This window comes from Veillonella sp. DNF00869 (assembly GCF_001553345.1).
Classification (GTDB): domain Bacteria; phylum Bacillota; class Negativicutes; order Veillonellales; family Veillonellaceae; genus F0422.
In genome coordinates, this window is sequence record NZ_KQ960771.1 from 1 (window position 1) to 24,612 (window position 24,612).

Genomic DNA, 24,612 nt, shown 5'->3' on the forward strand with positions numbered 1-24,612 from the left:
ATAGGCCTGGGATCCCCAGTGAACCACTTTTAAAGGAGCGAAGCACGCGCATAAGCAGGACTCATGATTTGAAGGAGTGAAACGACGCGCAAATCATAGAGTATCGCTTAGTTCCTAGCGTAAGGTTTTGTAGCTCTATAGGAGCTAACAAAACCCACAGCTAGGAACAAAAAGGACAAGGGATAAAAGTCCTTAACGTAAGATTTTCTACGACCGAAGGGAGTAAAGAAAATCCACAGGGCAGAACAGGAAGTTGAAAATGACAAGGTTATATCCGCTTTGCCAGTTCTCTCTACTACACTAACTTTATATCCCCATAACATATACAAACTATCTCATAATGAGGTAGTTTTTTGTATTTTTTGTCCCATTATATACAAAAATGTCCCAGTTTGTAGTATAATATAAACAATATAAATAATATAAATAATAGGAGGGGACGGTCATGAAGAAAAAGAATATACTTAATTTAATAAAATACCATGTAGAGAAGAATGATAGTGCCTTCAGAAATGAGAGCATTTCTATTGCTAGATATTTTGATAGTATTGGTGATCAGGATTTAGCAGAATATATATTAGGGTTACTATCTGAATTACCTCAATTTAGCCCTCAAAATCTAGAGGTTAATAGTGAATTTTTAGAACAATTAGATACGACTAAATTAGAGCCTTTACATTTACCAATAGAAATTGTGAATGATATAAAAGGTATTATTAACGCAGTGGGGCATAATGTCGGAATAAATAAGTTTCTTTTTGAAGGTTATCCTGGTAGCGGTAAAACCGAGGCAGCTAAACAAGTGGCAAGATTATTAAATCGAAGTTTATATAGAGTAGATTTGGAAAGTTTGATTGATAGTAAATTAGGAAAAACTAATAAAAATATTATTCAAGTTTTTGATGAAATCCACTCTCTTCCTAATGCTAGACAAGCGGTAATACTATTTGATGAGATTGATATTATTGCACTTGACCGAGTGAACTCTAACGATGTGAGAGAAATGGGAAGGGTTACCTCAACTATATTACGAGAGTTAGATAGATTATCTGATATTAACAAGGATATTATTTTAATTGCCACAACAAATTTATTCAATAATTTTGATAAAGCTCTACTTAGACGCTTTGATGCTACTATAAACTTTAATCGATATACAAAAGAAGATTTAATAGAAATTAGTGAGTTTTATTTCTCTTCTTTTATTAAAAATTTTAAAGGGCTCACTAAAGATATTCGACTATTGCGTAAAATTTTAAAAGTAAGTGAAAAATTGCCATATCCGGGTGAACTCAAAAATATTATTAAAACATCTATCGCATTTAGTGATGTATCATCAGAATATGATTATTTAAAGCGGTTATATAATGCATTAATAGGAAAACTCGAACAAAAAGATATCTCAGACTTACATCTGGAAGGATTTACAGTACGTGAAATTGAAAAATTGAAAGGAGAATCTAAAAGTACTGTATCTAGGAAACTACAAAAGGAGGTAGTATAGTGTGAATTATGTTCTTGAGTTAAAGAATAAACGATTTATACAAGCAGATAAGAAAAATAAAGGTGGCGGAATTACTATGAATAGTAAAGTAGATGTTACCGTTACGCATTTAGATACTTTGATAAAGCAATTGCGTTCTATCCAAGAGTTTTGGAAGAGAGAAAATAAACTATTTACAGGACTTTTAGTCAGTGTTCAGTATAATAAAATTGCGGCAAAAAGTAATCGTATTTCTGGATTATTTAAAGGGATAGATTCTAATGATGCTGTAGTAGGAGCCAAGTTTAATGATGATAAGTCTAAACATATTATTACGTATTTTTTAGAAGATGTAGACCTTACTAACAGCATTAAATTACTTTTACAAGTAAAAGAAGTTCTAATTGATATATATGACGGGAAAATGAGTAAAAAAATATTTGATAATGCTGAAAAGGTGCACTCAAATATTTTTATAAAATATCCGATTAGTATGTCTGTATTTAAAAGTGTGCTGGCTGATGTTTCATATATTGAATCATTTGAAGTACAACAACCTAAGCTAGTCAAAAGCCAAAGTATTGTTACTTTATATGATGTAAAAAAAGATATCAAAGAATTGTTAGATGAAATAGGAATTGACCCTTTACATGTGACTATGTTAGATGATCAAACTATATATTTAACAGATATACAAGTACAAATTTTATTTGAAAATGCGGCGTATTTGGTGGCAATGGCTACTTTTGATGTATCCCAATTACCACCAGATGAATTTATAGATACATATGAAAGTTATAGGGTTAGCATTCCAGAACCAACAATTGAGCCAATAATAGGAGTCATCGATACATTATTTGATGAAAGGGTATATTTTTCTGAGTGGGTAGAATATCATGAGATGGTTTCTAGCGATATCGAGAAATCATCACTTGACTATAATCATGGCACAGCGGTATCGTCTATTATTGTAGATGGTCCCAGATTAAATCCATGGTTAGATGATGGTTGTGGTCGGTTTAGGGTTCGTCATTTTGGCGTCGCTGTAGGAAAAAGTTTTTCATCATATACTATAATTAAAAATATAAAGAAAATTATAGCTAACAATAAAGATATAAAGGTTTGGAACATATCTTTAGGAAGTAGTTATGAAATTAATGATAACTTTATATCAGTGGAAGCAGCTACATTAGATAGGATTCAATTTGAAGAGGATGTTATTTTTGTGGTAGCAGGTACAAATAAATCTAGTGAAGATGTTACAAAAATAGGGGCACCAGCTGACTCTATTAATAGTGTCGTTGTAAATGCAGTTACAAAGGAGGGCTTATCTACAGCCTATACAAGAAGAGGTCCTGTGTTATCTTTCTTCGCCAAACCTGATGTAAGTTATTATGGTGGAAGTAAAGAGGCTTATATTCAAGTGTGTGAACCCAATGGAGTTCAGAGCGTTGCGGGCACGTCGTATGCATCGCCGTGGATAGCTAGAAAACTATCTTACTTAATCGATATACTGGGCTTACAGAAGGAAGTAGCGAAAGCATTACTTATTGATTCCGCTCGAGGTTGGGAGGAGAATTTAGATCCTAATGTAATAGCTACTTATGGACATGGTATTGTACCAATTCATATTAACGATATTATTCAAACTAAAGACGATGAGATTAAATTTTTGGTATCTGATATAAGTGAAAAGTGGAATACCTATAATTATCACTTTCCAGTCCCTCTTAAAGATGATAAATATCCGTACATTGCGAAAGCGACTATGTGCTATTTTCCGTTATGTGATCGATTACAGGGCGTTGATTATACCAATACGGAGCTTAATTTACATTTTGGAAGAATAGGTAATAATAAAAAAATTATAGATATAAAAGGTGATAAACAAAACTCAGATATTGTATTTGATGAGGGTATATCTTATCTATATGAGAAAGAAGCTAGAAAACAGTTTAGAAAATGGGATAATGTTAAATATATTTCTGAAAGCATCACAAAACGCATGAGAGCAAAGACTTCCTATGAGTATAAAAACTGGGGTATGGAAATTAAGACGAACAATCGATTAGATCCTAAAGATGGAATTGGAGTACGATTTGGTGTTGTAGTGACATTAAAAGAAATAAATGGAGTCAATCGTATAGATGAGTTCATTCGTAACTGTACACTAAACGGGTGGAATGTGAATAAAATAGATGTGAAGAATCGAGTTAATATTCATCAGAAGATGAATGAAGAGATTGAATTTGAGTGAGACGTATACGTTATTTTTTAGGAGAAAATATGATTTTTACAGAAGAGATGTTAAAGAATTATGCACGACCTTTAAGTGAAACTGAGGAAACAATGTGTAAAAATGCTATTAGCATGGTTATGGATGCTTTAAAGGAATTAGGGTTTCATGCTAAAGATAATATTATAAAAGCTTATGAAAATACCGCTTCTTTTGAAGTGAAAATGAGTAGAGAAGAAGAAGGATATGATGTGAAAATTTTTTTACAAGGATCTTACGCTAATAATACAAACGTTAGAGGGCATAGTGATGTAGATATTGCAGTCGTCCAAGAAGATAGATTTATACCATTATATCGACCAGGGGTATCTAGAGAAGATTATGGTTTTTGGACGGTTAATCCTAATACTAAAGTTTTCAAAGATTTAGTTTTTGATTCTCTACGTAATAAATTTATTGATGATGTGGTTAGAAAAAATAAATCTATTAAAATAAATGGGAATACATATAGAAAAGATACTGATGTTGTACCAGCAATGAGATATAGAGATTATTCTAAGGATGAAAGATTGGACCCTAATAATTTTACAGGAGGAATACGGATAGATACTGACAATGGTGAAGTAATAATAAATTATCCGGAACAGCATATTAAAAATGGTATAGAGAAAAATAAAAGGACTAAGCATTATTTTAAAAAGATGGTGAGAATAGGAAAAGAAATAAGATATCAAATGAATGATCTTGGATATAAATATGCATCTGATATTAGTTCCTTTGGTATTGAATCTTTGTTTTATAATGTACCAGACTATGTCTATCTTAGCAGTAAAGAATATAGGTATATATTTCAGATGGCTATAAATTATTTGTATTTTAATAAGTCTAAAGTTGTAGAGTTTTATGAAATTAATGGTATAAAGGAACTATGTAAAAAATATTCTGAAGATGAAACAAAGTATTTAGGATTTATAGATGAGTTGAAAATGTATTATGAATATGAAGAATGAAATAAAACACCTAACAAAGTTAGCAAGTGCTGTTGTGATTATATTATTTTCCATATTATCTTATTTCAATGAACTTTATTTTGCTAAAGAATATTGGGAAACTTTAAAAGATTCCTTGGCATATACAATTATAATAATGGGAATATATGAAAAGTATCTTTGGAGATATGACCCTTTTATAAAACTACCCAAGTTGAAAGAAAACTATTCAGGCATAATAAGTTACAATTATGAAAATGAGATAAGAGAAAAAGATATTAAAATTAATATTAAACAATCTCTTTTTTTTACCTATATAAATGTACAAACGGATGAGATGCATAGTGCAACGATTACTAGTGATATAATAGAAGAAAATGGTCAATATGTATTATATTACACATATATAACAAATCCTGATAGTAAATATAGTGATACTAATCCCAGTCAGAGAGGAACATGTAGGTTGTTAATTGATAATGTTAATGAGATTATCGGAACGTATTGGACAAATAGAAAAACAATCGGCGATTTAAGACTTAAGTCAGAAAAAAATAGCTTAAATAGTTATTAGATTTTAAAAAGTTATTTATGGAATATAATCATGATAAATTTAAAACCCTTTACTAAATGGACTGGTGGTAAGCGTCAGCTTCTGCCAGTTATATTAGACAAAAAACCAAAACAATTTAATACTTATTTTGAACCATTTATTGGAGGAGGAGCTGTTTTATTCGAACTACAGCCTAATATAGCTGTTATTAATGACTTTAATACTGAACTAATTAACTGCTATAACGTAATTAAAAATAACCCTAAAGAGTTAATTGCATTATTATCAAAACATAGGGATAATAATAGCAAAGATTACTATTTAGAAGTAAGATCTTGGGATAGAGATAGTACATATGCCAAACTAAGTGATGCAGAACGTGCTGCAAGGATTATGTATATGCTACGAGTTGATTTTAATGGATTGTACCGAGTTAATAGCAAAAATCAATTTAATGTGCCTTATGGAAGTTATAAGAATCCTAAAATTATTGATGAGGATTTAATTTGTGATATAAGCTCTTATTTAAATAATAATAATATTACGATTCTTGAAGGAGATTTTTATAAGGCTGTAGAATTAGTAAAAGAAGGCGATTTTGTATATTTTGACCCTCCATATATTCCATTAAATGAAACAAGTTCATTTACATCGTATACACATGAAGGTTTTTCTTTTGAAGATCAAGTTAGGTTAAGGGATACTGTAAAAGAGTTAACAGATAGAGGCGCTTATGTTATGCTTTCAAATTCTGCAAGTGATCTGACACAAGAATTATATTCTGATTTCAATGTACACCTAATTGATGTAGTGAGAACTAATGGAGCAACACAAAAGAGCCGAGGAAAGATAAAGGAGATTTTAGTAACAAATTATGAACCATGATATATTCAAGGAGGAAAATATGATAACACCGTATTATCATAAAGAAAGCTCTATATTAATTTGTGAAAACACATTTTCTTTTTTAGAAAAAATGAAAGATAATAGTATCGATATGATTTTTGCGGATCCACCATATTTTTTAAGTAATGATGGTATTTCAAATTCTGGTGGACATGTTGTATCAGTTAATAAAGGTGATTGGGATAAAATCAACTCTTTAGAAGATAAGCATCATTTTAATCGTACTTGGATTAGAATGTGTAAAAGAATCCTAAAGCCTAATGGTACCATATGGATTTCTGGAACGTATCATAATATCTATTCTGTAGGTATGGCCTTAGAGCAAGAAGGTTATAAAATTTTAAATAACATTACTTGGCAAAAAACAAATCCAGCTCCTAACCTATCCTGTCGATATTTTACACATTCTACTGAAACTTTATTATGGGCACGTAAAAATGATAAAAGAGCAAGACATTACTATAATTATGAGCTGATGAAGTCAATTAATTCAGGTAAACAAATGAAAGATGTATGGACAGGGCCATTGACAAAACTAGCTGAAAAATGGGCAGGAAAACATCCAACGCAAAAACCAGAGTATTTATTGGAAAGAATTATTTTGGCGAGCACAAAAGAGGGGGACTATATTTTAGATCCTTTTGTGGGTAGTGGCACTACTGGAGTAGTAGCAAAGCGTTTAGGTCGTCGATTCATTGGAATAGATGCAGAAAAAGAGTACTTAGATATAGCAATAAGAAGAATTGAGCATGAAGGAGAGAAAACGTGGTCTTAAGAAACTTTGATGAATGGTTAAATACCATGACGGATTCAGTAGCAAGTTGGACATATTATACAGATTTTGAAAAAGTGTATGAAAATGTCAATGATATTAAAATTCCATTATGCCTTTTGAATAGCTTAATAGGAAGTAAGAATATAAAACAAGATTTTTTAAAGTTATATAATGAGTATCCAGAAGTATTGCGCGCTGTGCCTATTATTATTGCTAAAAGACTTAAAGACATCGTTGTTGTAAAAGATCCAGAAAAAGATTTCTATTTTGACTTTAGAAAACATGATTATACACCTGAGGAATATTCTTTATTTATGGAGAAAACGGGAATATATGATTTACTAGAACATCATTTAGTTGCAAGTCTATTGGACTATGTAACTGGTGTAGAAGTAGGTATGGATACGAATGGACGTAAAAACAGAACTGGTCACTCAATGGAAGCTATTGTTCAGCAATACCTAGAGCAAGAAGGATATGTTATGGGAGAGACTATGTTTAAAGAAATCTATCAAAATGAAATTGAAGAACGCTTTAACGTTGACTTATCCGCTATTACTAATGAAGGAACAACTCAGAAACGATTTGATTATGTAATTAAATGTAATACAACAATATATTTAATTGAAGTTAACTTTTATGCTACGGGCGGGTCTAAGTTAAACGAAACAGCAAGATCGTACAAAATGATTACAGAAGAAACTAAGAATATTCCTAATGTAGAGTTTATGTGGTTTACCGATGGAAAAGGTTGGCATAAAGCTAAAAATAACTTACGGGAAACATTTGAGGTATTGCCTAACTTATATAATATTAATGATCTATCAAATGGGGTATTAAAAAATATTATTTAATATATTAGGAGTATATCCTTCTTTCCCCTACAGAGAGGACCACTATGGAACAACTTTCTCCTAATCAATATAACAAACAAAACACTGATACAGATCAAGACGTAATTCACACTTCTCATCCTACTATTACAGGCAAAAGTGATGATATTATTTTTCCACGTCCAGATATATATCTAGTAGAGGTTGAATTTAGCAATTCCAGAGAAATAGGTACTTTCATTTGTGAAAATATGGATGTATGGGAGGGAGACTTTGTCTATGTAACTGGTCCGATACAAGACAAAATTGGAACAGTACGGGAGGTGGACTATTTTTGCAAGATACGTCCTTCTAAATATGAACGGGTGGTAGCAAAAGTTGATACATCCTTATATGGTGAATTTTCTCCCATAGAACACTTATGGATAACGTTTCAACGTAATAGCATTGAAAAAGACAAAATGCGCCTTTGGTTTCTATCACCTTTGTCTGATGGGCCTTGTGTGAGTAGTAATGATATGCTGCCTTTTCCATTACGCAATTTAAGTCAATTTCCTATTTCTTCTATTCGTGCAGAGCGTGGGGAAGGCTATTATGAAGAACATCGTGTGGCATATCTCTCTATTGATAAGGGAGAGGGTTATGCCATTGTACAAGGTTCTGAATACTATGAGATTACTTTCGCCTATGAAGATGAACAAATCAAAACGATTGCATGTAATTGCTATTGTGAGGCCATTGCAAGCATGAATATGCTGTATTACTACAGTTGCAGGACTTAGTGGCTGATTGGGCAGTAAACTTTGACGAGAATTACCCTAAACAGGAATACTTTGCAGCGATTGATAAAACGGTAGCTTGGAATATGAGTATTAGTCGTAGACAGAAAGAAATCATTAGATTAACAGAAGATTCCTATGAGGGACTTATTATATATGAAGATTAAGGAGGACCCATGCAAGAACGTAAACTTTCATCGGAAATGAAATTCGATGGTAAATTGATTAAGGTAACTTATGATGTAGCAGAGGTCAATGGCAAGGAAGCTTGGCGTGAGGTGGTACATCATCCAGGGGCAAGTGCAGTGGTAGCCATTGATGAAGACAATCGCATTATTATGGAAAAACAGTTCCGCTATGCATTGAACGATTATTTATTGGAAATTCCTGCGGGTAAATTAGATGCTGGTGAAGATCCTTTGGTATGTGCTAAACGTGAGCTAGAAGAAGAAACAGGTATTGTAGCTTCGGAATGGATTAGTCTTGGAACTATTGCAACATCTCCTGGTTTTTGTAATGAAGTCATTCATTTGTATGTGGCAAAAGGACTTTCCAAAGGGGAAATCCATTGGGATGAAGATGAATATGTGGAAGTTGAGCGATATACGTTCGACGAATTGCTACAACGCATTAAGGAAGAGAAAATCAAAGATAGTAAATCTTTATCCGCGTTGTTATTAGCTATGCCGTATTTGAAATAACGAAAGAATGCCTAAGAGTCTAACTTCCTAGGCATAGATTGTTTACGAGTGTTTAACAAAGAGGAGGTCTCTATGTTTAAACGAATTATTACGATTGTCACAGATAGTGTAGGAATTGGTCACAATCCAGATGCAGAACGTTTTGGAGATACGGGTGCTAATACCTTGGGCCATATTGAAGAGGCGGTAGGGCCTTTACAGATTCCGAATTTACGAAAATTGGGTATCGGTAGGATTGCGGATATTACACCGCAACAAGATACAGTGGTGGGTGCCTTTGGTCGCATGCATGAACAAAGTACAGGGAAAGATACGACCAGTGGTCATTGGGAAATGATGGGTCATCCTGTGAAAGTTCCTTTCCCAACCTTTTATGATGGATTTCCTCAGGAGTTAATGGATACTTTCACGAAAGAAACTGGCTATGGATTCCTAGGCAATGAAGCGGCATCGGGGACGGAAATCATTGAGCGCCTAGGGGAAGAGCATATGAGAACGGGGAACCCCATTGTGTATACGTCTGCCGATTCGGTATTTCAAATCGCCGCTCATGAAAGTATCATTCCTTTAGAGGACCTATACAAGATGTGCCAAATTACACGGGAACGAGTATGTATTGGGGATTACTATGTAGGGCGCATCATTGCTCGTCCCTTTGTAGGGGAGCCAGGTCATTTTGTGCGCACCTCAAATCGTCATGATTATAGTCGATTGCCAGAAGGACGTTTCGTGTTACAAGCCTTACAAGATGCGAAAGTGCCGACTATCGGAGTAGGAAAGATTGGAGATATATACGCTCATATCGGTTTGGATCAATCCTTTCCAACAAAATCTAATTCTCATGGCATGAACCTAGTAGCTGCCTTGTTGGGGCATACTGCAGATGGTACACATAGTATACAAGATACATCAGATACTACGTTAGAAGGTAGATTTACTTATGGCTATATGATGGTCAATCTAGTAGAGTTCGATAGCTTGTATGGGCATCGTCGTGATGTACAGGGTTATGGTCGTGAGCTAGAAATGTTTGACTATCAACTAGGGGGATTGCTAGAACTATTAACGGAAAGTGATTTGCTACTGATTACGGCAGACCATGGTAATGATCCGACTTGGAAGGGGACAGACCATACACGAGAGCTAGTGCCAATCTTGGCGTACTCACCATCTTTCACAGGGCCCATTGATCTAGGGGATAGACGTAGCTTTGCAGATATTGGACAAACTATATTGGAAAACTTTGGGGTTAAAGAATCATTTGCGGGGGAAAGTTTTTTACAATTATTAGCAAAATAAAGGAGAGGCTTACTTTTTATACAGTTAGGCTTATACTGAGCCCTGTGTTTTATCGGTGTAAGAATAGAGTAAAATAATAAAGCTAAACATAGCAAAAGAGGCTATCAGTACTGAAGAAATTTCTTCCTGACTGATAGCCTCTTTTTTGAGTACATGTACCTTCAAAATCTTACGCGCGTGTAATTTTATCAGAACGAAGGCAGCGTGTGCAAACGTTAACTCGTTTAGTTTCGCCGTCTACAATTGCTCGTACTCTTTGGATGTTTGGTTTCCAAATTCGTTTGGAACGGATATGGGAATGAGAAACATTCATACCCGTAGTAGTGGATTTACCACATACTTCGCAAAGGTTTGCCATTTGTTTCCACCTCCAAAGTGTTTACTACTAATATAACATATGTATTTTATCATAAAAGGGCATAGCAATGCAAGTGCGTTTCTTCCTTTTAGATAAGATTATACTAGCTTATTAACTATATACTAAAATAGTAAACACTGTCAAATTTTATTAAAATATGACTTGTGTTTAATTTAAACAAGATGTATAATTTAATCATAGAAGGACACTTTGTTATATAACCTAACTCACGTAACTCTTTTACAAAGTGCCCTTCTTTTTTTGCGCCTATTTTTAGGTAGAGTTCATATTGTATTGTCTCTCTATGGTATAATATAAAGCATCAAGTAGCAGTTACGTATGATAGTGTGTCATAGGATAGATACACATATAGATGCATACCATACCATACGTAGGTACAGTAAGGCTGATTATGACAGAGTATTAGCGAGTGTTTACAGTATGGCGATTCTTATGTATTAAGCAACTAATACAAATTAGTCATGTAGCATGCTTTCAGAGTGGATAGAGTAGAGGGTACTTTTAGAAAAAAGGAAAGAGTACAGATAGAATATGAACGAACAATTGCAATCTATAAAGAGTGTGGGACCGCAACGAGTGAAACAATTGAATAAATTAGGAATCTATACGGTAACAGGTTTGTTGCATTATTTTCCACGTACTTTTGAAGATAGACGGCAAGTGTATACGATCTGTGAAGCTCCTATAGGAGAGATGATAGGTGTGACAGGGCAGGTAGTAAGGGTCAGTGAAAAACGCCCAAGACCACGTATGCATATTTTAACGGTTACTCTATCTGATGGAATACGTCAATTAAACTTGATATTTTTTAACCAAGCCTATAAGAAAAACTTTTATAAACTAGGTCAACAAATATATGCCTATGGGAAGATAGAACATACTTATGGTGCGTACCAAATGAATACACCACAAGTGGAAATGATAGAAGAAGGACAAGTCATAGACCGTGGTATTGTACCGGTCTACGGTTTGACGGAAGGTATGAAACAGTGGGGGATTCGCGTAGCCATTAAAAATTGGTTTGACCATAATGGCACTTTAGAAGACGTGGTCCCTCAAGATGTGATGGGAGACAAGTTTACCATGAGCCGTTATGATGCCTTTCGAGAAATGCATTTTCCTACATCGTGGGAACGCTACCAAGAGGCACGTGCACAATTAGCCTATGAAGAACTATGGATTATGCAAATGGGGGTATTGCTTCTTCGTGCCCATGAACAGGACCAGGGGGGATTCCCTATGACTGAGAATGGTTCCTTAGTGAATCGCATACGCCGAGGATTGCCATTTACGTTAACAGGGGACCAAGAGAAAGCCTTTGGGGAGATTGCTAAGGATATGGAGCAGCCCCAAGCTATGCAGCGGTTAGTACAAGGTGATGTAGGCTCTGGTAAAACGGTAGTAGCTGCTTTGGCGTTAGCTAAAGCAGTAGAAAATGGATTTCAAGGGGCGATTATGGCGCCGACGGAAATTTTAGCCACACAACATTTTGAAAGCTTTCAGGAACTCTTTCAAGATACTCCTATACGAATGGCATTGTTGACGGGTTCAACGAAAAAAAAGCAAGATCTCTATGAAGCCTTAGAACGAGGAGATATCGATATCTTAGTAGGTACCCATGCATTGATTCAAGATAGGGTTATATTTCATCAATTAGGTTTGATTGTAGTGGATGAACAACATCGATTTGGTGTAGAGCAGCGGGCGAAACTACAACGAAAAGGAGGCCATCCTCATGTGCTAATCATGACGGCAACCCCTATACCACGGACTATGACCTTATCCATTTATGGAGATTTAGAAGTTTCTCTGATTAAGGAAATGCCTCCTGGTCGTAAGCCAGTGAAGACCTACGCTGTGGATTCTTCCTATAAAGAGCGATTGTTACATTTTTTTGAAAAAGAAATGCAAGCGGGTCGTCAGGTCTATGCCGTGTGCCCATTAGTGGAAGAGTCTGAAAAAATGGATTTGCAAGCTGCGGAACAGATTGCTTATGAATATAAAGAATATTTTGAGCCACACTATCGTGTAGGTTTGGTGCATGGTCGCATGCGTCCAAAGGAAAAAGAAGAAATTATGGATGCGTTCTATCGTCGAGAGATTCATTTGTTAGTATCGACTACGGTGATTGAAGTAGGCGTGAATGTGCCGAATGCGACGATTATGTGTATCCATAATGCGGAGCGGTTTGGTTTATCCCAGTTGCATCAATTGCGAGGTCGTGTAGGTCGTGGATCAGCACAGGCCTATTGTATTCTGATTAGTGATAGTAAAAATCCTGATAGCAAAACTCGACTTTCACTGATGGAACAAACGCAAGACGGATTTGAACTAGCAGAACAAGACTTGCTTATCCGTGGCACAGGGGAATTATTTGGCTTGGCTCAGTCAGGTCTGCCAGATTTGAAAGTTGCGAACATTATCAAAGATATACCGATTCTTGTAGAGGCACGTGAAGATGCGAAGGCTTATTTGCAAGCTCATGGCTTTGATGAAGTGCAAGAAATATTACGACATCAAATGGAATCTCGTTTTGGTCCACAATATATGCGTATTTTGTATATCTAAAGTTGTTTATTAAGGGCTATCTATGATACAATAAGGTGAGATTTTATCTGTAGCATGGTGCTATAGATATCTAGTGGTGAGGGAGGAAAGACTCATGCCTATTATTCATGTAGAACTTGTTGAAGGTCGTACTTTTGAACAAAAGAAAGCTCTTGGCGAAGCGATTACAAAAGCAACTGTAGAAACTGTAAAAGTACCGGCAGAAGCGGTAAAAGTAATTTTCGTGGACATGAAAGCTGATAACTATATGGAAGCTGGCGTTATGCGCTGCGAAAAGAAATAATTAGGAAAATTACCTACCAGAAGGATAGGTCTATGACAGGGTATAGTCTCTTTCATATGTCCTGTCCTTCTTGTTTACATACTAGAGTAGATGAGGTGAATGGTGCAGAATCAAATACATGTGCTATCCGTCCCAATTGATGTGGTAACGATGACGGAAGCCGTAGATAGAGTGCTTTCATTAGTGGGACAGCCAAAATTACATATGGTGGCAACGGCCAATGCAGAAATGATTATGATGGCACAGGATGATCAAAGATTGTTAGAGGTTCTGCAACAAGCGGATCTCGTTGTACCGGATGGAGCAGGTGCTTTATGGGCAGCTGAGCAACAAGGACAGCGTTTTCCAGAACGAGTGACAGGTTGTGACCTATTGCAACAGTTATTGAAGGCAGCTAAAGCACATAATGTTAAGATATACTGTTTAGGTGGAGCTGAGGGAGTTGTCAAAAAAGCCTTAGAAAATATGACAGCAGAACTTGGAGAATTGCCGATAGTGGGATATCATTCTGGATATTTCACAGCGGAGGAAGAAGTAGACATTCTTGATGAGATTCAACGTAGTGGCGCTCAATTAGTGTTTGTTGCCTTTGGGGTGCCGAAACAAGAGTTTTGGATTCAAGAAAAATTAGCCCAATTAGATGGTGTAGTTGCCATGGGAGTGGGCGGTTCTTTCGATGTGTTAGCGGGCATGTTGAAACGAGCTCCTGTATGGATGCAAGAAAACCGCTTAGAGTGGTTATATCGATTGGCATTGCAACCGAAACGTATCATTCGTATGTTAGCATTGCCTAAATTTATGTGGACTGTATGGCGCCATAAACGTTGATACAGTATAGTTGTATCTTGTTGGAGCTATCACTAGTTAAGAGAGGTTTAATATGGGTTTGATTGTTAAAGAAGGATACCCTTTAATCGGTGCTTGTCTTGTTGTGACAGCACTGGTAGGCTACTTTCTATCATGGTGGTTAGGAATTATACCATTTGTACTGGCATTATTCTTTACTTATTTTTTCAGAAATCCTAATCGCCGTATTCCTCATGATCCAATGGTGTTAGTATCACCTGCGGATGGGAAAGTGATGGAAGTAGTAGAAGTGTTTGAGGACACATATTTACATCAACAATGTAAAAAAGTAACGATTTTTTTATCTGTTTTTGATGTCCATGTGAATCGGGCTCCAATGGCAGGTGAAATTACGTTTCGACAATATACAGAAGGTCGTTTCTTACCTGCCTATAAAGATTCAGTAGGATATGAAAATGAACGTCATACAATTAGCATTAAAAATGACAAGATGGAAATTGTGGTGACACAGATTGCGGGCTTGTTGGCTAGACGTATCGTGTCTTGGACAGATGTAGGAGATACCTTGGAGCAAGGTACCTTGTATGGTATGATTAAATTCGGTTCTTGCACAGAGCTATTTGTTCCATTAGACGTAGAGATTTGCGTCACAAAAGGGCAACATGTAGTTGGTGGAGAAACGATTATTGGGAGGGTGAAAGATGAATAAGTCTATATTTCCCAATCTTTGCACAGCAGCAAATTTAGCCTTCGGTGTGATCGGCATTAGTTTATCTGCTACAGGTAATTTTACTGGGGCAGCCATATGTGTGCTTTTATCCTTATTAGCCGATGGCTTAGATGGACGGATTGCTCGTGCTTTGGGTGTTTCTGGAGATTTTGGCCGTGAATTAGACTCTTTAGCCGATGTAGTTGGCTTTGGCGTATCTCCAGCTTTTATGCTGTATATGATGAGCTTGGATCACTATGGTTGGTTAGGCTATGTGCCATTGTTGGTATTCTCTGTGTTAGGGGCTTTCAGATTGGCACGATTTAATATTATGACGGAAGAAGTACACGGTTACTTCCAAGGGTTACCGATTCCTGCAGCAGGTTGTATGGCAGCTACCTATGTGTTAAGTGGTGTTCGTATTCCTGATGTGGCATTGATGTTGGCTATGATCGTCGTAGGTTACTTGATGGTCAGCAATGTGCATCATCCAGATTTCAAAGGGAAAGGTAGCGATCCAGTACAACCGATTGCCGTAGGTATTACTGTAGGTTGTGGTGTGTTTTGTTTATTGATGGACTATCGCTCCTGGCCGGTTTTGATTTTTGTATTATATGCTGTATATGGTATTAGTAATACTATCATCAACAACATTCGTAAATAGGAAGGAACTAGAATGAATTACGTTTGGTTTGACCTAATTATGATTCCCATACAGGTAATTATCGTATTTTATACCTTGTATTACTTTGTGTTGATGGTCTGTGGCATGTGGCATAAAAGTGATAAAACAGAATGTCCGCCGAAACATTCCTTTGCTATTATTGTCTGTGCCCATAATGAAAGTGCCGTGATAGGTCAATTGGTGAATAATCTACAAGTCTTAGATTATCCTCGCCACTTATATGATATCTTTGTGGTGGCAGATAATTGTAAAGATGACACTGCTAAGATTGCCCGTGAAGCTGGTGCTGAAGTGTATGAACGTTTTAACACAGAAGAAGTGGGTAAAGGATATGCCATGGGCTGGATGTTTGACAAAGTATTCGCCATGGAACGCAAGTATGATGCATTCGTAATTTTTGATGCGGATAATCTAGTGCATCCTCATTTCCTCTATGAAATGAATCGTCATTTGGAAAAAGGGGAGCCAGTGATTCAAGGGTACTTGAATGCGAAGAATCCAACCGATACATGGGTAGCGGGTACCTTTGCCATTGCCTTTTGGATGGTCAATCATATGTGGCACTTGGCTAAATATAACTTGGGACTTTCCACAGCCTTGGGTGGTACAGGTATGTGTATTCGTACAGATATTATCCGCGACTATGGTTGGTCATGTAATAGCTTGACGGAAGATATGGAATTTTCCTTGAAACTGTTAATCCATGGCGTGAAAACAACATGGGCGCATAATGCTATCGTCTATGATGAAAAACCATTGACCTTTATGCAGTCTTGGAATCAGCGGAAACGTTGGGCTCAAGGGCATTTTGATACAGGAGAACGGTATATTCCGAAACTTTTTGTGCAAGGTATTAAGAAAGGAAAATGGACGATTCTAGATGGGATTGTGCAGATTACACAGCCCTATTTCTTGTTACTGTCCGCCTTTTATATTATTATGACCTATATCAATGGTATTGTACCGTTGTATACGAATATTATTTACCAAATTTTACCAGTACAAGTATGGCAGATTATTGGTATTGGACAATATTTATTTCCACTCATTGTGTTAGCACAAATTAAAGTGCCACCAAAAGTTTGGATCTATTATCTATTGTATCCGCTATTCATCTATTCTTGGGTACCCGTTACCTTCTTAGGATATTTGAATCGCCACGATAAAGTATGGTCTCATACACAACATACTCGTGGGGTAGAACTAGGGGAAGTGAAACTAACCCGTATGGGCGATACCAGTCGAAAAACAAAAGAATAAACTATGATAAGAGCAACAGGATGTGAAAATTCTGTTGCTTTTTTTTCTAATAAGAAAGTGCTTACTATTCTTAAAATTTACTCTACGCAGTGCCCATTCTCTATGCTATAATGTATATTACGTATCAAATAATGTAGTATATATTATTCATAATGGAAGGGAAGACGAATGATGCCACCAGAGTTAGAAGAACCGCATCAAGGGCTCGGTTCAAGACAGAAAAAACGTATTATAGGAGTCAAACCAGGTCAGTTTGTGAAAGGCCTTGACGGGCTAAAAGGGTTAGCCATTCTAGGGGTCACGATCTTTCATTTATTTCCCCATGCAGCCAGTGGCGGGTTCATGGGGGTTTCCCTTTTCTTTGTCTTATCGGGATATTTATTAGCTTTTACCACAAATCAACAATGGAAGGTGGGAAATTACAGCATTTCCAAATTTTTTCAGCGTAGAGCAGAGCGGATTCTTATCCCCTTAGTGTTGATGGTGACGGTCATATTAGGGCTATGGCATTTGCTATTACCTGAAAAATTAGCGGGCATACGTCCAGAAGTGATTTCCATTTTGCTGGGGTATAATAACTGGTGGCAAATTGCACAAAATGCGGACTATTTTACCCGTTTAGTAAACACATCGCCATTCACCCATATGTGGTTCTTAGGGGTAGAAATTCAATATATTGTCATTTGGCCAATTCTATTTTGGATCTATACAGCACTGAAAAGACAATGGAGTTATACCATCGGTCTAGTATGGATGTTGGTGTTAGCATTAGGTTCCTCTGTCATTATGCCTCTACTATATACAGAGGGCATGGACGTATCTCGTTTTTATTACGGCACAGACACACGGCTATTCGCGTTGCTATTGGGCGCCTTTTTGGGATTGCACCGGAGTGAACAAAAACTATATCCTTTGGGCACTATGAAAGGAAATGTCATCAGCAGTGTACTTCTACTGGTAGGTATCATTGTAACAGTGCTAGGGTACATCTATTTAGATGGGCAAAGCCCTTCTCTTTACACCTATGGCATGGTAGCATTTACTTGTCTATTTGGTTTCATGGTGTGGTTAGTAGAACGTCCTAACACGCCACTTGGAAAACTGGTTGATGTGCCACTCCTTGCATGGTTTGGTAAACATAGTTATGGATTATTTTTATGGCAATATCCAATGATTTATCTCTTTGAACATATGGGTTTCATGGAATATTTTGCATCACCCATAGCCTACTATATCGTTTTAGTCTCGGCCATCATAGGCCTTACACTTTGGTCTGAAGCGGTGACGAATTGGTGTGTCCGTCAACATAGTGTCCGTGCCATTGTGGATGTCGTTCGTTCCTACTATGTGAAAGTTGTTTCTATCGTAGGGGCTATTTGTATTGTCCTAGGTATCTATGCATTTGCTACAGCATCAGAAGAGAAGCAACAAGACGTGACTGAATTGCAAGTGCGATTGGCGAAGAATGCAGAATCCCAAGCTGCAGAAAATGCGAAGGTAATCGATTTGTCTACTGTCAGTGATCCACAAGATATGGTGCATATGGCAGCCATTGGTGATTCCGTCATGCTTGGTTCCGCGCATGCATTACGAAAGGACTTTGCAGGTATACAAATTGATGCCAAAGTATCTCGCTATGTAGGAGCAGGTTTAGGGATTGCAAAGCAAATGGATGCTAAGCAACAATTAGGCAATGCGGTCCTTATTGGCCTTGGTACGAATGGTCCCATTACAGGCTATTATGAAGATGAAACAAAAGCATTGGTGCAGTATTTAGGGTCCAATCGTCAGATTTTCTGGGTCAACAATTATGCGCCAGGCATCCAATGGATTGAAGCCAATAATACATACTTAACTAAGCTTGCCAAAGAACATCCGAATGTGCATATCATCGACTGGGCTAGCCTAGCAGCAAAACATCGTGACTGGCTTGGAGATGACGGTATCCATCCGAATGATACAGGAGTGAAAGAATACTCTAAATTTATCCATGATGAAGTAAAAAAAGTATTGCTCCAACAAGCAGAAACAAATAAAAAACAGAAAAAGCGCTAAGCACTTATCTTACGATAAGAGGAATTAGCTAGACATGCCAATATATAAGGGTTGTAACAATATGTAGATTCTACATCTTTGTTACGACCCTTTTTTGATTAATTACTCCTAAAATAGCACTACTAGTCAACGTTGACTGGTAGGAGTGTTTTCTAGGGTTTTAGAGGATGCATAGAGAAATCCTAAGTACGCAAGTAAAGGAGGTGAAATTATGTACCATGTGGAGATTGAGCTGGATCATTTCTTTCAGCGTGCCTATGAAAGTGGAGCCAGTGATATGCATTTTGATGCCTTAGAAAAAGAGGTGCAAGTTCGATTCCGCTTGGATGGCCGTTTGCAAGAGATAGATCGGATTCCCATGCCAGAAGGTGAGCAGTTGATGAATCGTTTGAAAGTCTTAGGATCTTTAGATATTAGTGAAAAAAGATTACCTCAAGATGGGCGGTATGTGTGGACCCATGGAAATCACTCAGGAACGATACGTATGTCTTCCTTACCGTCTGTGTATGGTGAAAGTCTTGTATGCCGACTCTTTTGGCATGATGAACAAATAAAATCCTTAGAAGAATTAGGGATGCCTGTTCATATCAGTGCAGAGGTACGCAGGTTATTGGCACGCCCACATGGATTACTGCTTGTGTGTGGGCCTACAGGGTCTGGTAAAAGTTCTACCTTGTATGCATTATTACAAGAACTTAATGGAGAAGAGGAGCAAATCATTACCTTGGAGCATCCAGTGGAACGTATCGTAGAAAAAGCCGTTCAAATTGGTGTACAGCCACAGATTGGCATGACTTTCAGTAAGGGATTACGTGCTATTTTACGGCATGACCCAGACACCATAGTAGTTGGTGAAATTCGTGACCAAGAAACGGCGCAGCTAGCGGTACAGGCAGCGCTTACGGGGCATCGTGTGCTCTCCACAATTCATACGAACCATGCCCTCGGTGTGGTGGAACGATTGGTAGATATGGGTGTAGAAGACTATCTTGTACGTGCCACCTTGACCGGTGTTATCTCGCAACGATTGGTACGAACGCTAGTAGATGGAGCGTATCATGGTCGTTGTGGATTGTATGAGTTACTAGCTATTCCGAATCATGATTGTCATTGGCAACAGCTAGATTCCTATCTGCTTTGTTCTTTGGAAGAGTCAGCTCGCCGAGCGATCGAGGAAGGTTTGACTACGGAAGAAGAGGTACTTCGTGTGGGGGTAGTACTATGATTTGGTCACAGGTATTACACGAAGCTATCAAGCGAGGGGCTACAGATATTCATGTACAAAGTGGTACGGTCTTTTGGCGCTTGGGCATGGACGTAGTACCTACAGAGTACCACTTATCTGATGAAGACATGCTAACGTTTCTAACCGACCAAGTACATACCATATCGGATACTATGATGTCCTATGATGGAGCCATGACCTTTGAAGGCTTACGCATTCGGGTTCATCTATTCCGTTGGCGTTCTGGTTGGGGCGGTACCTTACGTATTTTGTATCCCCCTAAAACAGGTCTCGATACATCGGAAGAGGGCAATTTATTGCGCCGTATATCTTCTTTCAAAGAAGGTTTAGTCATTATCGCTGGTGCTACTGGTTCAGGAAAATCTTACACTCTTACCTCTTGTTTAATGCACATCAATGAAAGTATGCGACGCCATATTATTACACTAGAAGACCCCATAGAATATGTATTGGAACATCAACAGTCCTTAATACATCAACGGGAGTTGCATACACACTTTCATCATATGGCAGACGGTATTCGAGATGCATTGCGAGAAGATCCAGATGTGATTTTAATCGGTGAGGTACGGGATAAGGAAACATTGGAAGCGGCACTACATGCGGCGGAAACGGGGCATCTCGTATTTGCTACCTTGCATACGCAACGTGCTACTATGTCCATTAATCGGATGATTTCCATGTTTCCAGCACACCAACAAGAGGAAGTGCGGACACAACTTTCACAGATATTACGAGCCGTCATCTGCCAACGACTGGTTGTTATCGACGATAGATTTATACCGGTACGAGACATTTTAATTAATACCCCTGCAGTGGCTAATTTGATACGGCAACGAAAGGAACCGCAAATTGTATCCATACAAGAAACACAAAGGCCGATGAAGACCCTGGAAATGGCAGTAGCTGAGCTACGGTCTATTTATGGCTCATCGCCAATATTAGAGTCAGTATTACAGGTAAATTAGTGGAGAACATCTATGAGTTGGTATACGTATGAAGGATTTACGACGGATAAAAAAATAGTGTCAGGCAAAGTATGGGGGGACTCTGAAGAGGAAGTACAGGCAAAGCTAACCTATCAATCGATAACGCCTATTCACTTGGAATGTCTTGTTGTGAAGACAAGAAAACAGCAATGGAAAGCAGCTCATATGATTCACTTTGCCTATCGATTACATATGTTGTTGGGCGCAGGTATTTCTTTACGAAAAGCCTTAGATATGATGGTCAATACGAAAGGCTCTACCATCCCTTATGAAGATATTCGTGAAGATGTAGGACGTGGCATGACACTATCAAAGAGTTTATCCAAGTACCAGTGCCCTATCATTGTCACCACTATACTGCAGGCGGGGGAAGCATCAGGAACCCTAGTTGAATCATTAGGCATGATTCAAAGTATGTACGAAGAAGAGCATCGATTACGCCAACAATTAGTATCAGCTATTACATACCCATCATTTTTGGTGGTACTTATGATAGTATTTGTAGGTGTTGCAGTAGGTTTTATTTTACCGCAATTTAAATCTGTCTTCGAGAGCATGCAAATCGAATTGCCACCGCTTACAGCAGCTCTTTTTGCAGGAGGCACATGGTTACAACAAAAAGGAGTGTATCTCCTGGTTATTTTACTAATATTCGGTATGGTTTTATGGAAATCGTACGAACGAGAATCTGTGAAATTCAGTGTGCATCGTAAGGTTTGGCTATGTATGGCACAAAGGGAATGGCTTATGGCGTATACGATGGTACGCATGTGTCAGATTTGGAAGCTACTTTTAAAAAGCGGTATACCTTTGTTACAACTGTTGGATATGACAGAATCGCTGTGGGGCAACCGCTGGGCAAGTGCGCTACAAAAAGAGGTGAAAACTCGTATTTCCCAAGGGCATGGATTTACGGATTCATTAGAAAAGGTGCAATTAGGAACTTCTTTTTTATGGGATTTGCTTCGTATCGGAGAAGAAACGGGTGACCTAGAAAGTATGTTAGACCAAGGGCATGCGTATTATAAGGGGATTTTGGACCGGACTGTGAAACGAGGAGAACAATTATTAGAACCTATTATGCTCAGCATTATGGGCAGTATAATCGCTTTACTTGTGGTAGCAGTAATGTTACCGATGTTTAATTCAATTTCAGCCATTCAATAGGAGGAATTATGGAAGCATTTCGACAACGTTTGTCTTTTCGACAACGGAAGCAACAAGATGGATTTACCTTAGTGGAATTAATGGTTGTGGTAGCAGTCATTGCCATTTTAGCATCCTTGGCAATGCCACAGTTTTTAAATGCCTCAAACAAGGCGAAGGAAGCAAAAATTAAATCAGATGTTACAACGATTTCTAATGCAGCACAGTTGTATATGATGGAACAATCTACCGATACAGTACCTACGGTAGAGACATTGTACAAAGAAGGCTATTTAACAGAACATGTGAAAACTCCTAAGGGTGGAGAATATACAGTCACCAGTGTACAAAATGAAGGTGGTAAAGGTAAACATATTGCTGTCACTGCACCTGATGCGGCTAATTAATTAGTTGAAGGAAGAGGGAAATATGGTGTATGTATTAGGAGGTATTGCAGGTATCACAGGAGTTGCAAGCCTCTATCTCATTGTTTCTTGGACCTATATGAAAACACATAGTATGTGGTGCCTTATGTCCATTTTTGCTCATGTCATAGGGACAGTAGGGCTTTGCTATGCCTATCAAGTTGGATACATTACGAATATCTATGAACTGGCACTTCTTTATATGCTGGAGGTAACGCTCTTTTGGGGATCAACCATCGATAAGCTATATTATATTCTTCCCGATGAGGGAGCTATTCTAATTTGTATATGTGGATTTGTTTACCAGTGGATAGGTAATGGTGATGTATTGATGATAGTAGTCAATGCCCTCTGTATGGGCGGATTGTGGTGGTCATTGCGGTGGTTTAGCCGTGGTGGTGTGGGATTAGGTGACATCAAATGGTTGATGGCCATTAGTTGTTGGCTCACATCAGTGGAATGTTTGGCATTATGCGGACTTTCCTCTGTCATTGGCATCTTGTACAGTTGTGTGTGGCGTGTTACATCTCCGAATCATACCTATATTCCCTTTGGCCCTTCTTTCAGTATGGCAACCATATTACTATTCATATGCCCTGTAGGGAGGTGGCTTTAGTGAAAAGCCAAGAGAATATAGAAGGGTCCTTATTAGTGGAAGTTTTACTATATATGACTATTTTTTCTCTTGTTATAGGCATGGTTTTATTATTACATAATGAAGAGCAACGAGAGTATCATGTATTTGATCGAGAAGGTCGTATCTTATTTGCCCATGTGAAACGTATGCAACTTGCTACTTTGTATGGAAACTTACAGAATAATAATGGTGCCAATCGTGTTGTCCTAGAGCGTATGCGATATGGATATATTAATACAAATAACTCTTTAGTGTACCGTAATTTACCAGAATCTATGCATATCGAATTTACTGGAACTTACCCCAGTATTCGATTTACAGCTCATAAAGGAGTTGGGAAAGTATTTACTGTTACATTAGTAGATGATCTAATTCGCTATAAACGTACATTCATTTTTGCCCGTCAATCAGGGCGTATACGTTGGGAGGAATCAAAATTTTGAAACTAAAAGAGGAAGGATTTCTCTATATGGATGTATTGGCTTCGTTGTTTGTAATGAGTCTATTATGTTCAACTTTATTCGTACTCATGATGAGCAGTATCCAACAATATGGAAAAATGATGGAAGAAGATAGAATATTACAAGCTATGATTTTGTATATGGAAGAGGGGAAGGCTAGTTGGGCACATGGACAGATTCCGGAGTCTGGTGAACCACCAACTGTGGGAACAACTACTTTTCAGCGTAAGACAGAAATAAATCAAGAAGGAGTACGTATATTAATGGTAATAGCCTATCGTCATGGTGAAGAAATACATCGGTTCACTACTTATTTATTGCCTTCTAGCCAATGAGATACATCATCAAGATGACGAAAGAGGCAAACTGAAAATATAGTGCAGTTATCTGATATAGATTAAAAAACGA

Annotated in this window: 26 protein-coding genes; 25 read left to right on the plus strand and 1 reads right to left on the minus strand. The window is 37.5% G+C overall.

The window, feature by feature from the left end:
* Positions 1-445 precede the first annotated feature (445 nt).
* From HMPREF3032_RS04315 to HMPREF3032_RS04360, 11 genes are all read left to right on the plus strand, one after another.
* Positions 446-1,504: an ATP-binding protein gene (locus HMPREF3032_RS04315; RefSeq protein WP_062402295.1), complete on the plus strand. Its 1,059-nt coding sequence runs from the start codon at positions 446-448 to the stop codon at positions 1,502-1,504.
* A gap of 1 nt (position 1,505) precedes the next feature.
* Complete coding sequence (locus HMPREF3032_RS04320; RefSeq protein WP_062402298.1) at positions 1,506-3,740, plus strand: S8 family peptidase; 2,235 nt, start codon at positions 1,506-1,508, stop codon at positions 3,738-3,740.
* A 29-nt stretch (positions 3,741-3,769) separates the two neighbouring features.
* Entirely contained in the window at positions 3,770-4,729 is a 960-nt protein-coding gene (locus HMPREF3032_RS04325) for a nucleotidyltransferase domain-containing protein (protein ID WP_062402301.1), read from the plus strand.
* The gene (locus HMPREF3032_RS04330; RefSeq protein ID WP_062402304.1) at positions 4,713-5,282 is read left to right on the plus strand and encodes a Cap15 family cyclic dinucleotide receptor domain-containing protein; all 570 of its coding nucleotides are present in this window, start codon (positions 4,713-4,715) and stop codon (positions 5,280-5,282) included. Before HMPREF3032_RS04325 ends, HMPREF3032_RS04330 begins: the two co-directional genes overlap by 17 nt.
* A 30-nt stretch (positions 5,283-5,312) precedes the next feature.
* On the plus strand, positions 5,313-6,146 hold the full coding sequence (locus HMPREF3032_RS04335) for a DNA adenine methylase (RefSeq protein WP_062402307.1): 834 nt from the start codon (positions 5,313-5,315) through the stop codon (positions 6,144-6,146).
* A gap of 19 nt (positions 6,147-6,165) precedes the next feature.
* Positions 6,166-6,942 (plus strand): DNA-methyltransferase, encoded by a 777-nt coding sequence (locus HMPREF3032_RS04340; protein WP_062402309.1) that lies wholly within the window; start codon positions 6,166-6,168, stop codon positions 6,940-6,942.
* Complete coding sequence (locus tag HMPREF3032_RS04345) at positions 6,933-7,796, plus strand: type II restriction endonuclease (protein WP_072270762.1); 864 nt, start codon at positions 6,933-6,935, stop codon at positions 7,794-7,796. The genes HMPREF3032_RS04340 and HMPREF3032_RS04345 overlap by 10 nt, the downstream gene beginning before the upstream one ends.
* Before the next feature lie 44 nt (positions 7,797-7,840).
* Positions 7,841-8,557: a hypothetical protein gene (locus HMPREF3032_RS04350; protein ID WP_062402312.1), complete on the plus strand. Its 717-nt coding sequence runs from the start codon at positions 7,841-7,843 to the stop codon at positions 8,555-8,557.
* On the plus strand, positions 8,557-8,721 hold the full coding sequence (locus HMPREF3032_RS07590) for a hypothetical protein (protein ID WP_156439341.1): 165 nt from the start codon (positions 8,557-8,559) through the stop codon (positions 8,719-8,721). The genes HMPREF3032_RS04350 and HMPREF3032_RS07590 overlap by 1 nt, the downstream gene beginning before the upstream one ends.
* Positions 8,722-8,730: 9 nt before the next feature.
* Positions 8,731-9,255: an NUDIX domain-containing protein gene (locus HMPREF3032_RS04355; RefSeq protein WP_062402313.1), complete on the plus strand. Its 525-nt coding sequence runs from the start codon at positions 8,731-8,733 to the stop codon at positions 9,253-9,255.
* 72 nt (positions 9,256-9,327) lie between these two features.
* Complete coding sequence (locus HMPREF3032_RS04360; protein WP_062402316.1) at positions 9,328-10,554, plus strand: phosphopentomutase; 1,227 nt, start codon at positions 9,328-9,330, stop codon at positions 10,552-10,554.
* A 169-nt stretch (positions 10,555-10,723) separates the two neighbouring features.
* Here the strand turns inward: HMPREF3032_RS04360 and rpmB are convergent, their stop codons facing one another.
* Positions 10,724-10,912, minus strand: a complete 189-nt coding sequence (gene rpmB, locus HMPREF3032_RS04365; RefSeq protein WP_062402319.1) for a 50S ribosomal protein L28 — start codon at positions 10,910-10,912, stop codon at positions 10,724-10,726.
* Between the two features lie 552 nt (positions 10,913-11,464).
* Here rpmB and recG point away from each other — a divergent pair.
* From recG to HMPREF3032_RS04435, 14 genes are all read left to right on the plus strand, one after another.
* A complete protein-coding gene (recG, locus tag HMPREF3032_RS04370) occupies positions 11,465-13,501 on the plus strand; it encodes an ATP-dependent DNA helicase RecG (RefSeq protein ID WP_062402322.1) in 2,037 nt (678 codons plus the stop codon).
* 94 nt (positions 13,502-13,595) lie between these two features.
* A complete protein-coding gene (locus HMPREF3032_RS04375) occupies positions 13,596-13,784 on the plus strand; it encodes a 4-oxalocrotonate tautomerase (protein ID WP_009353866.1) in 189 nt (62 codons plus the stop codon).
* A gap of 102 nt (positions 13,785-13,886) precedes the next feature.
* Complete coding sequence (locus HMPREF3032_RS04380; RefSeq protein ID WP_156439354.1) at positions 13,887-14,612, plus strand: WecB/TagA/CpsF family glycosyltransferase; 726 nt, start codon at positions 13,887-13,889, stop codon at positions 14,610-14,612.
* A 52-nt stretch (positions 14,613-14,664) separates the two neighbouring features.
* Positions 14,665-15,300, plus strand: coding sequence for a phosphatidylserine decarboxylase family protein (locus tag HMPREF3032_RS04385; protein WP_062402326.1), 636 nt, complete (start codon positions 14,665-14,667; stop codon positions 15,298-15,300).
* The gene (gene pssA / locus HMPREF3032_RS04390; RefSeq protein WP_062402329.1) at positions 15,293-15,964 is read left to right on the plus strand and encodes a CDP-diacylglycerol--serine O-phosphatidyltransferase; all 672 of its coding nucleotides are present in this window, start codon (positions 15,293-15,295) and stop codon (positions 15,962-15,964) included. The genes HMPREF3032_RS04385 and pssA overlap by 8 nt, the downstream gene beginning before the upstream one ends.
* A gap of 12 nt (positions 15,965-15,976) precedes the next feature.
* Positions 15,977-17,245 carry a glycosyltransferase family 2 protein gene (locus tag HMPREF3032_RS04395; RefSeq protein ID WP_009353839.1) on the plus strand — a complete coding sequence of 423 codons (1,269 nt, stop codon included), beginning with the start codon at positions 15,977-15,979 and terminating at the stop codon, positions 17,243-17,245.
* A gap of 168 nt (positions 17,246-17,413) precedes the next feature.
* Positions 17,414-19,300 carry an acyltransferase family protein gene (locus tag HMPREF3032_RS04400; protein ID WP_082717794.1) on the plus strand — a complete coding sequence of 629 codons (1,887 nt, stop codon included), beginning with the start codon at positions 17,414-17,416 and terminating at the stop codon, positions 19,298-19,300.
* A 211-nt stretch (positions 19,301-19,511) separates the two neighbouring features.
* Positions 19,512-20,525 carry a GspE/PulE family protein gene (locus tag HMPREF3032_RS04405; protein ID WP_062402335.1) on the plus strand — a complete coding sequence of 338 codons (1,014 nt, stop codon included), beginning with the start codon at positions 19,512-19,514 and terminating at the stop codon, positions 20,523-20,525.
* The gene (locus HMPREF3032_RS04410) at positions 20,522-21,514 is read left to right on the plus strand and encodes a type IV pilus twitching motility protein PilT (RefSeq protein WP_062402338.1); all 993 of its coding nucleotides are present in this window, start codon (positions 20,522-20,524) and stop codon (positions 21,512-21,514) included. The genes HMPREF3032_RS04405 and HMPREF3032_RS04410 overlap by 4 nt, the downstream gene beginning before the upstream one ends.
* Before the next feature lie 12 nt (positions 21,515-21,526).
* Positions 21,527-22,702 (plus strand): type II secretion system F family protein, encoded by a 1,176-nt coding sequence (locus tag HMPREF3032_RS04415; protein ID WP_062402341.1) that lies wholly within the window; start codon positions 21,527-21,529, stop codon positions 22,700-22,702.
* Between the two features lie 8 nt (positions 22,703-22,710).
* Complete coding sequence (locus tag HMPREF3032_RS04420) at positions 22,711-23,088, plus strand: competence type IV pilus major pilin ComGC (RefSeq protein ID WP_062402344.1); 378 nt, start codon at positions 22,711-22,713, stop codon at positions 23,086-23,088.
* Between the two features lie 22 nt (positions 23,089-23,110).
* Positions 23,111-23,722, plus strand: coding sequence for a prepilin peptidase (locus HMPREF3032_RS04425; RefSeq protein ID WP_062402347.1), 612 nt, complete (start codon positions 23,111-23,113; stop codon positions 23,720-23,722).
* Entirely contained in the window at positions 23,722-24,186 is a 465-nt protein-coding gene (locus HMPREF3032_RS04430) for a hypothetical protein (RefSeq protein ID WP_062402349.1), read from the plus strand. The genes HMPREF3032_RS04425 and HMPREF3032_RS04430 overlap by 1 nt, the downstream gene beginning before the upstream one ends.
* Positions 24,183-24,539, plus strand: a complete 357-nt coding sequence (locus tag HMPREF3032_RS04435) for a hypothetical protein (protein WP_038144948.1) — start codon at positions 24,183-24,185, stop codon at positions 24,537-24,539. Before HMPREF3032_RS04430 ends, HMPREF3032_RS04435 begins: the two co-directional genes overlap by 4 nt.
* Positions 24,540-24,612 lie beyond the last annotated feature (73 nt).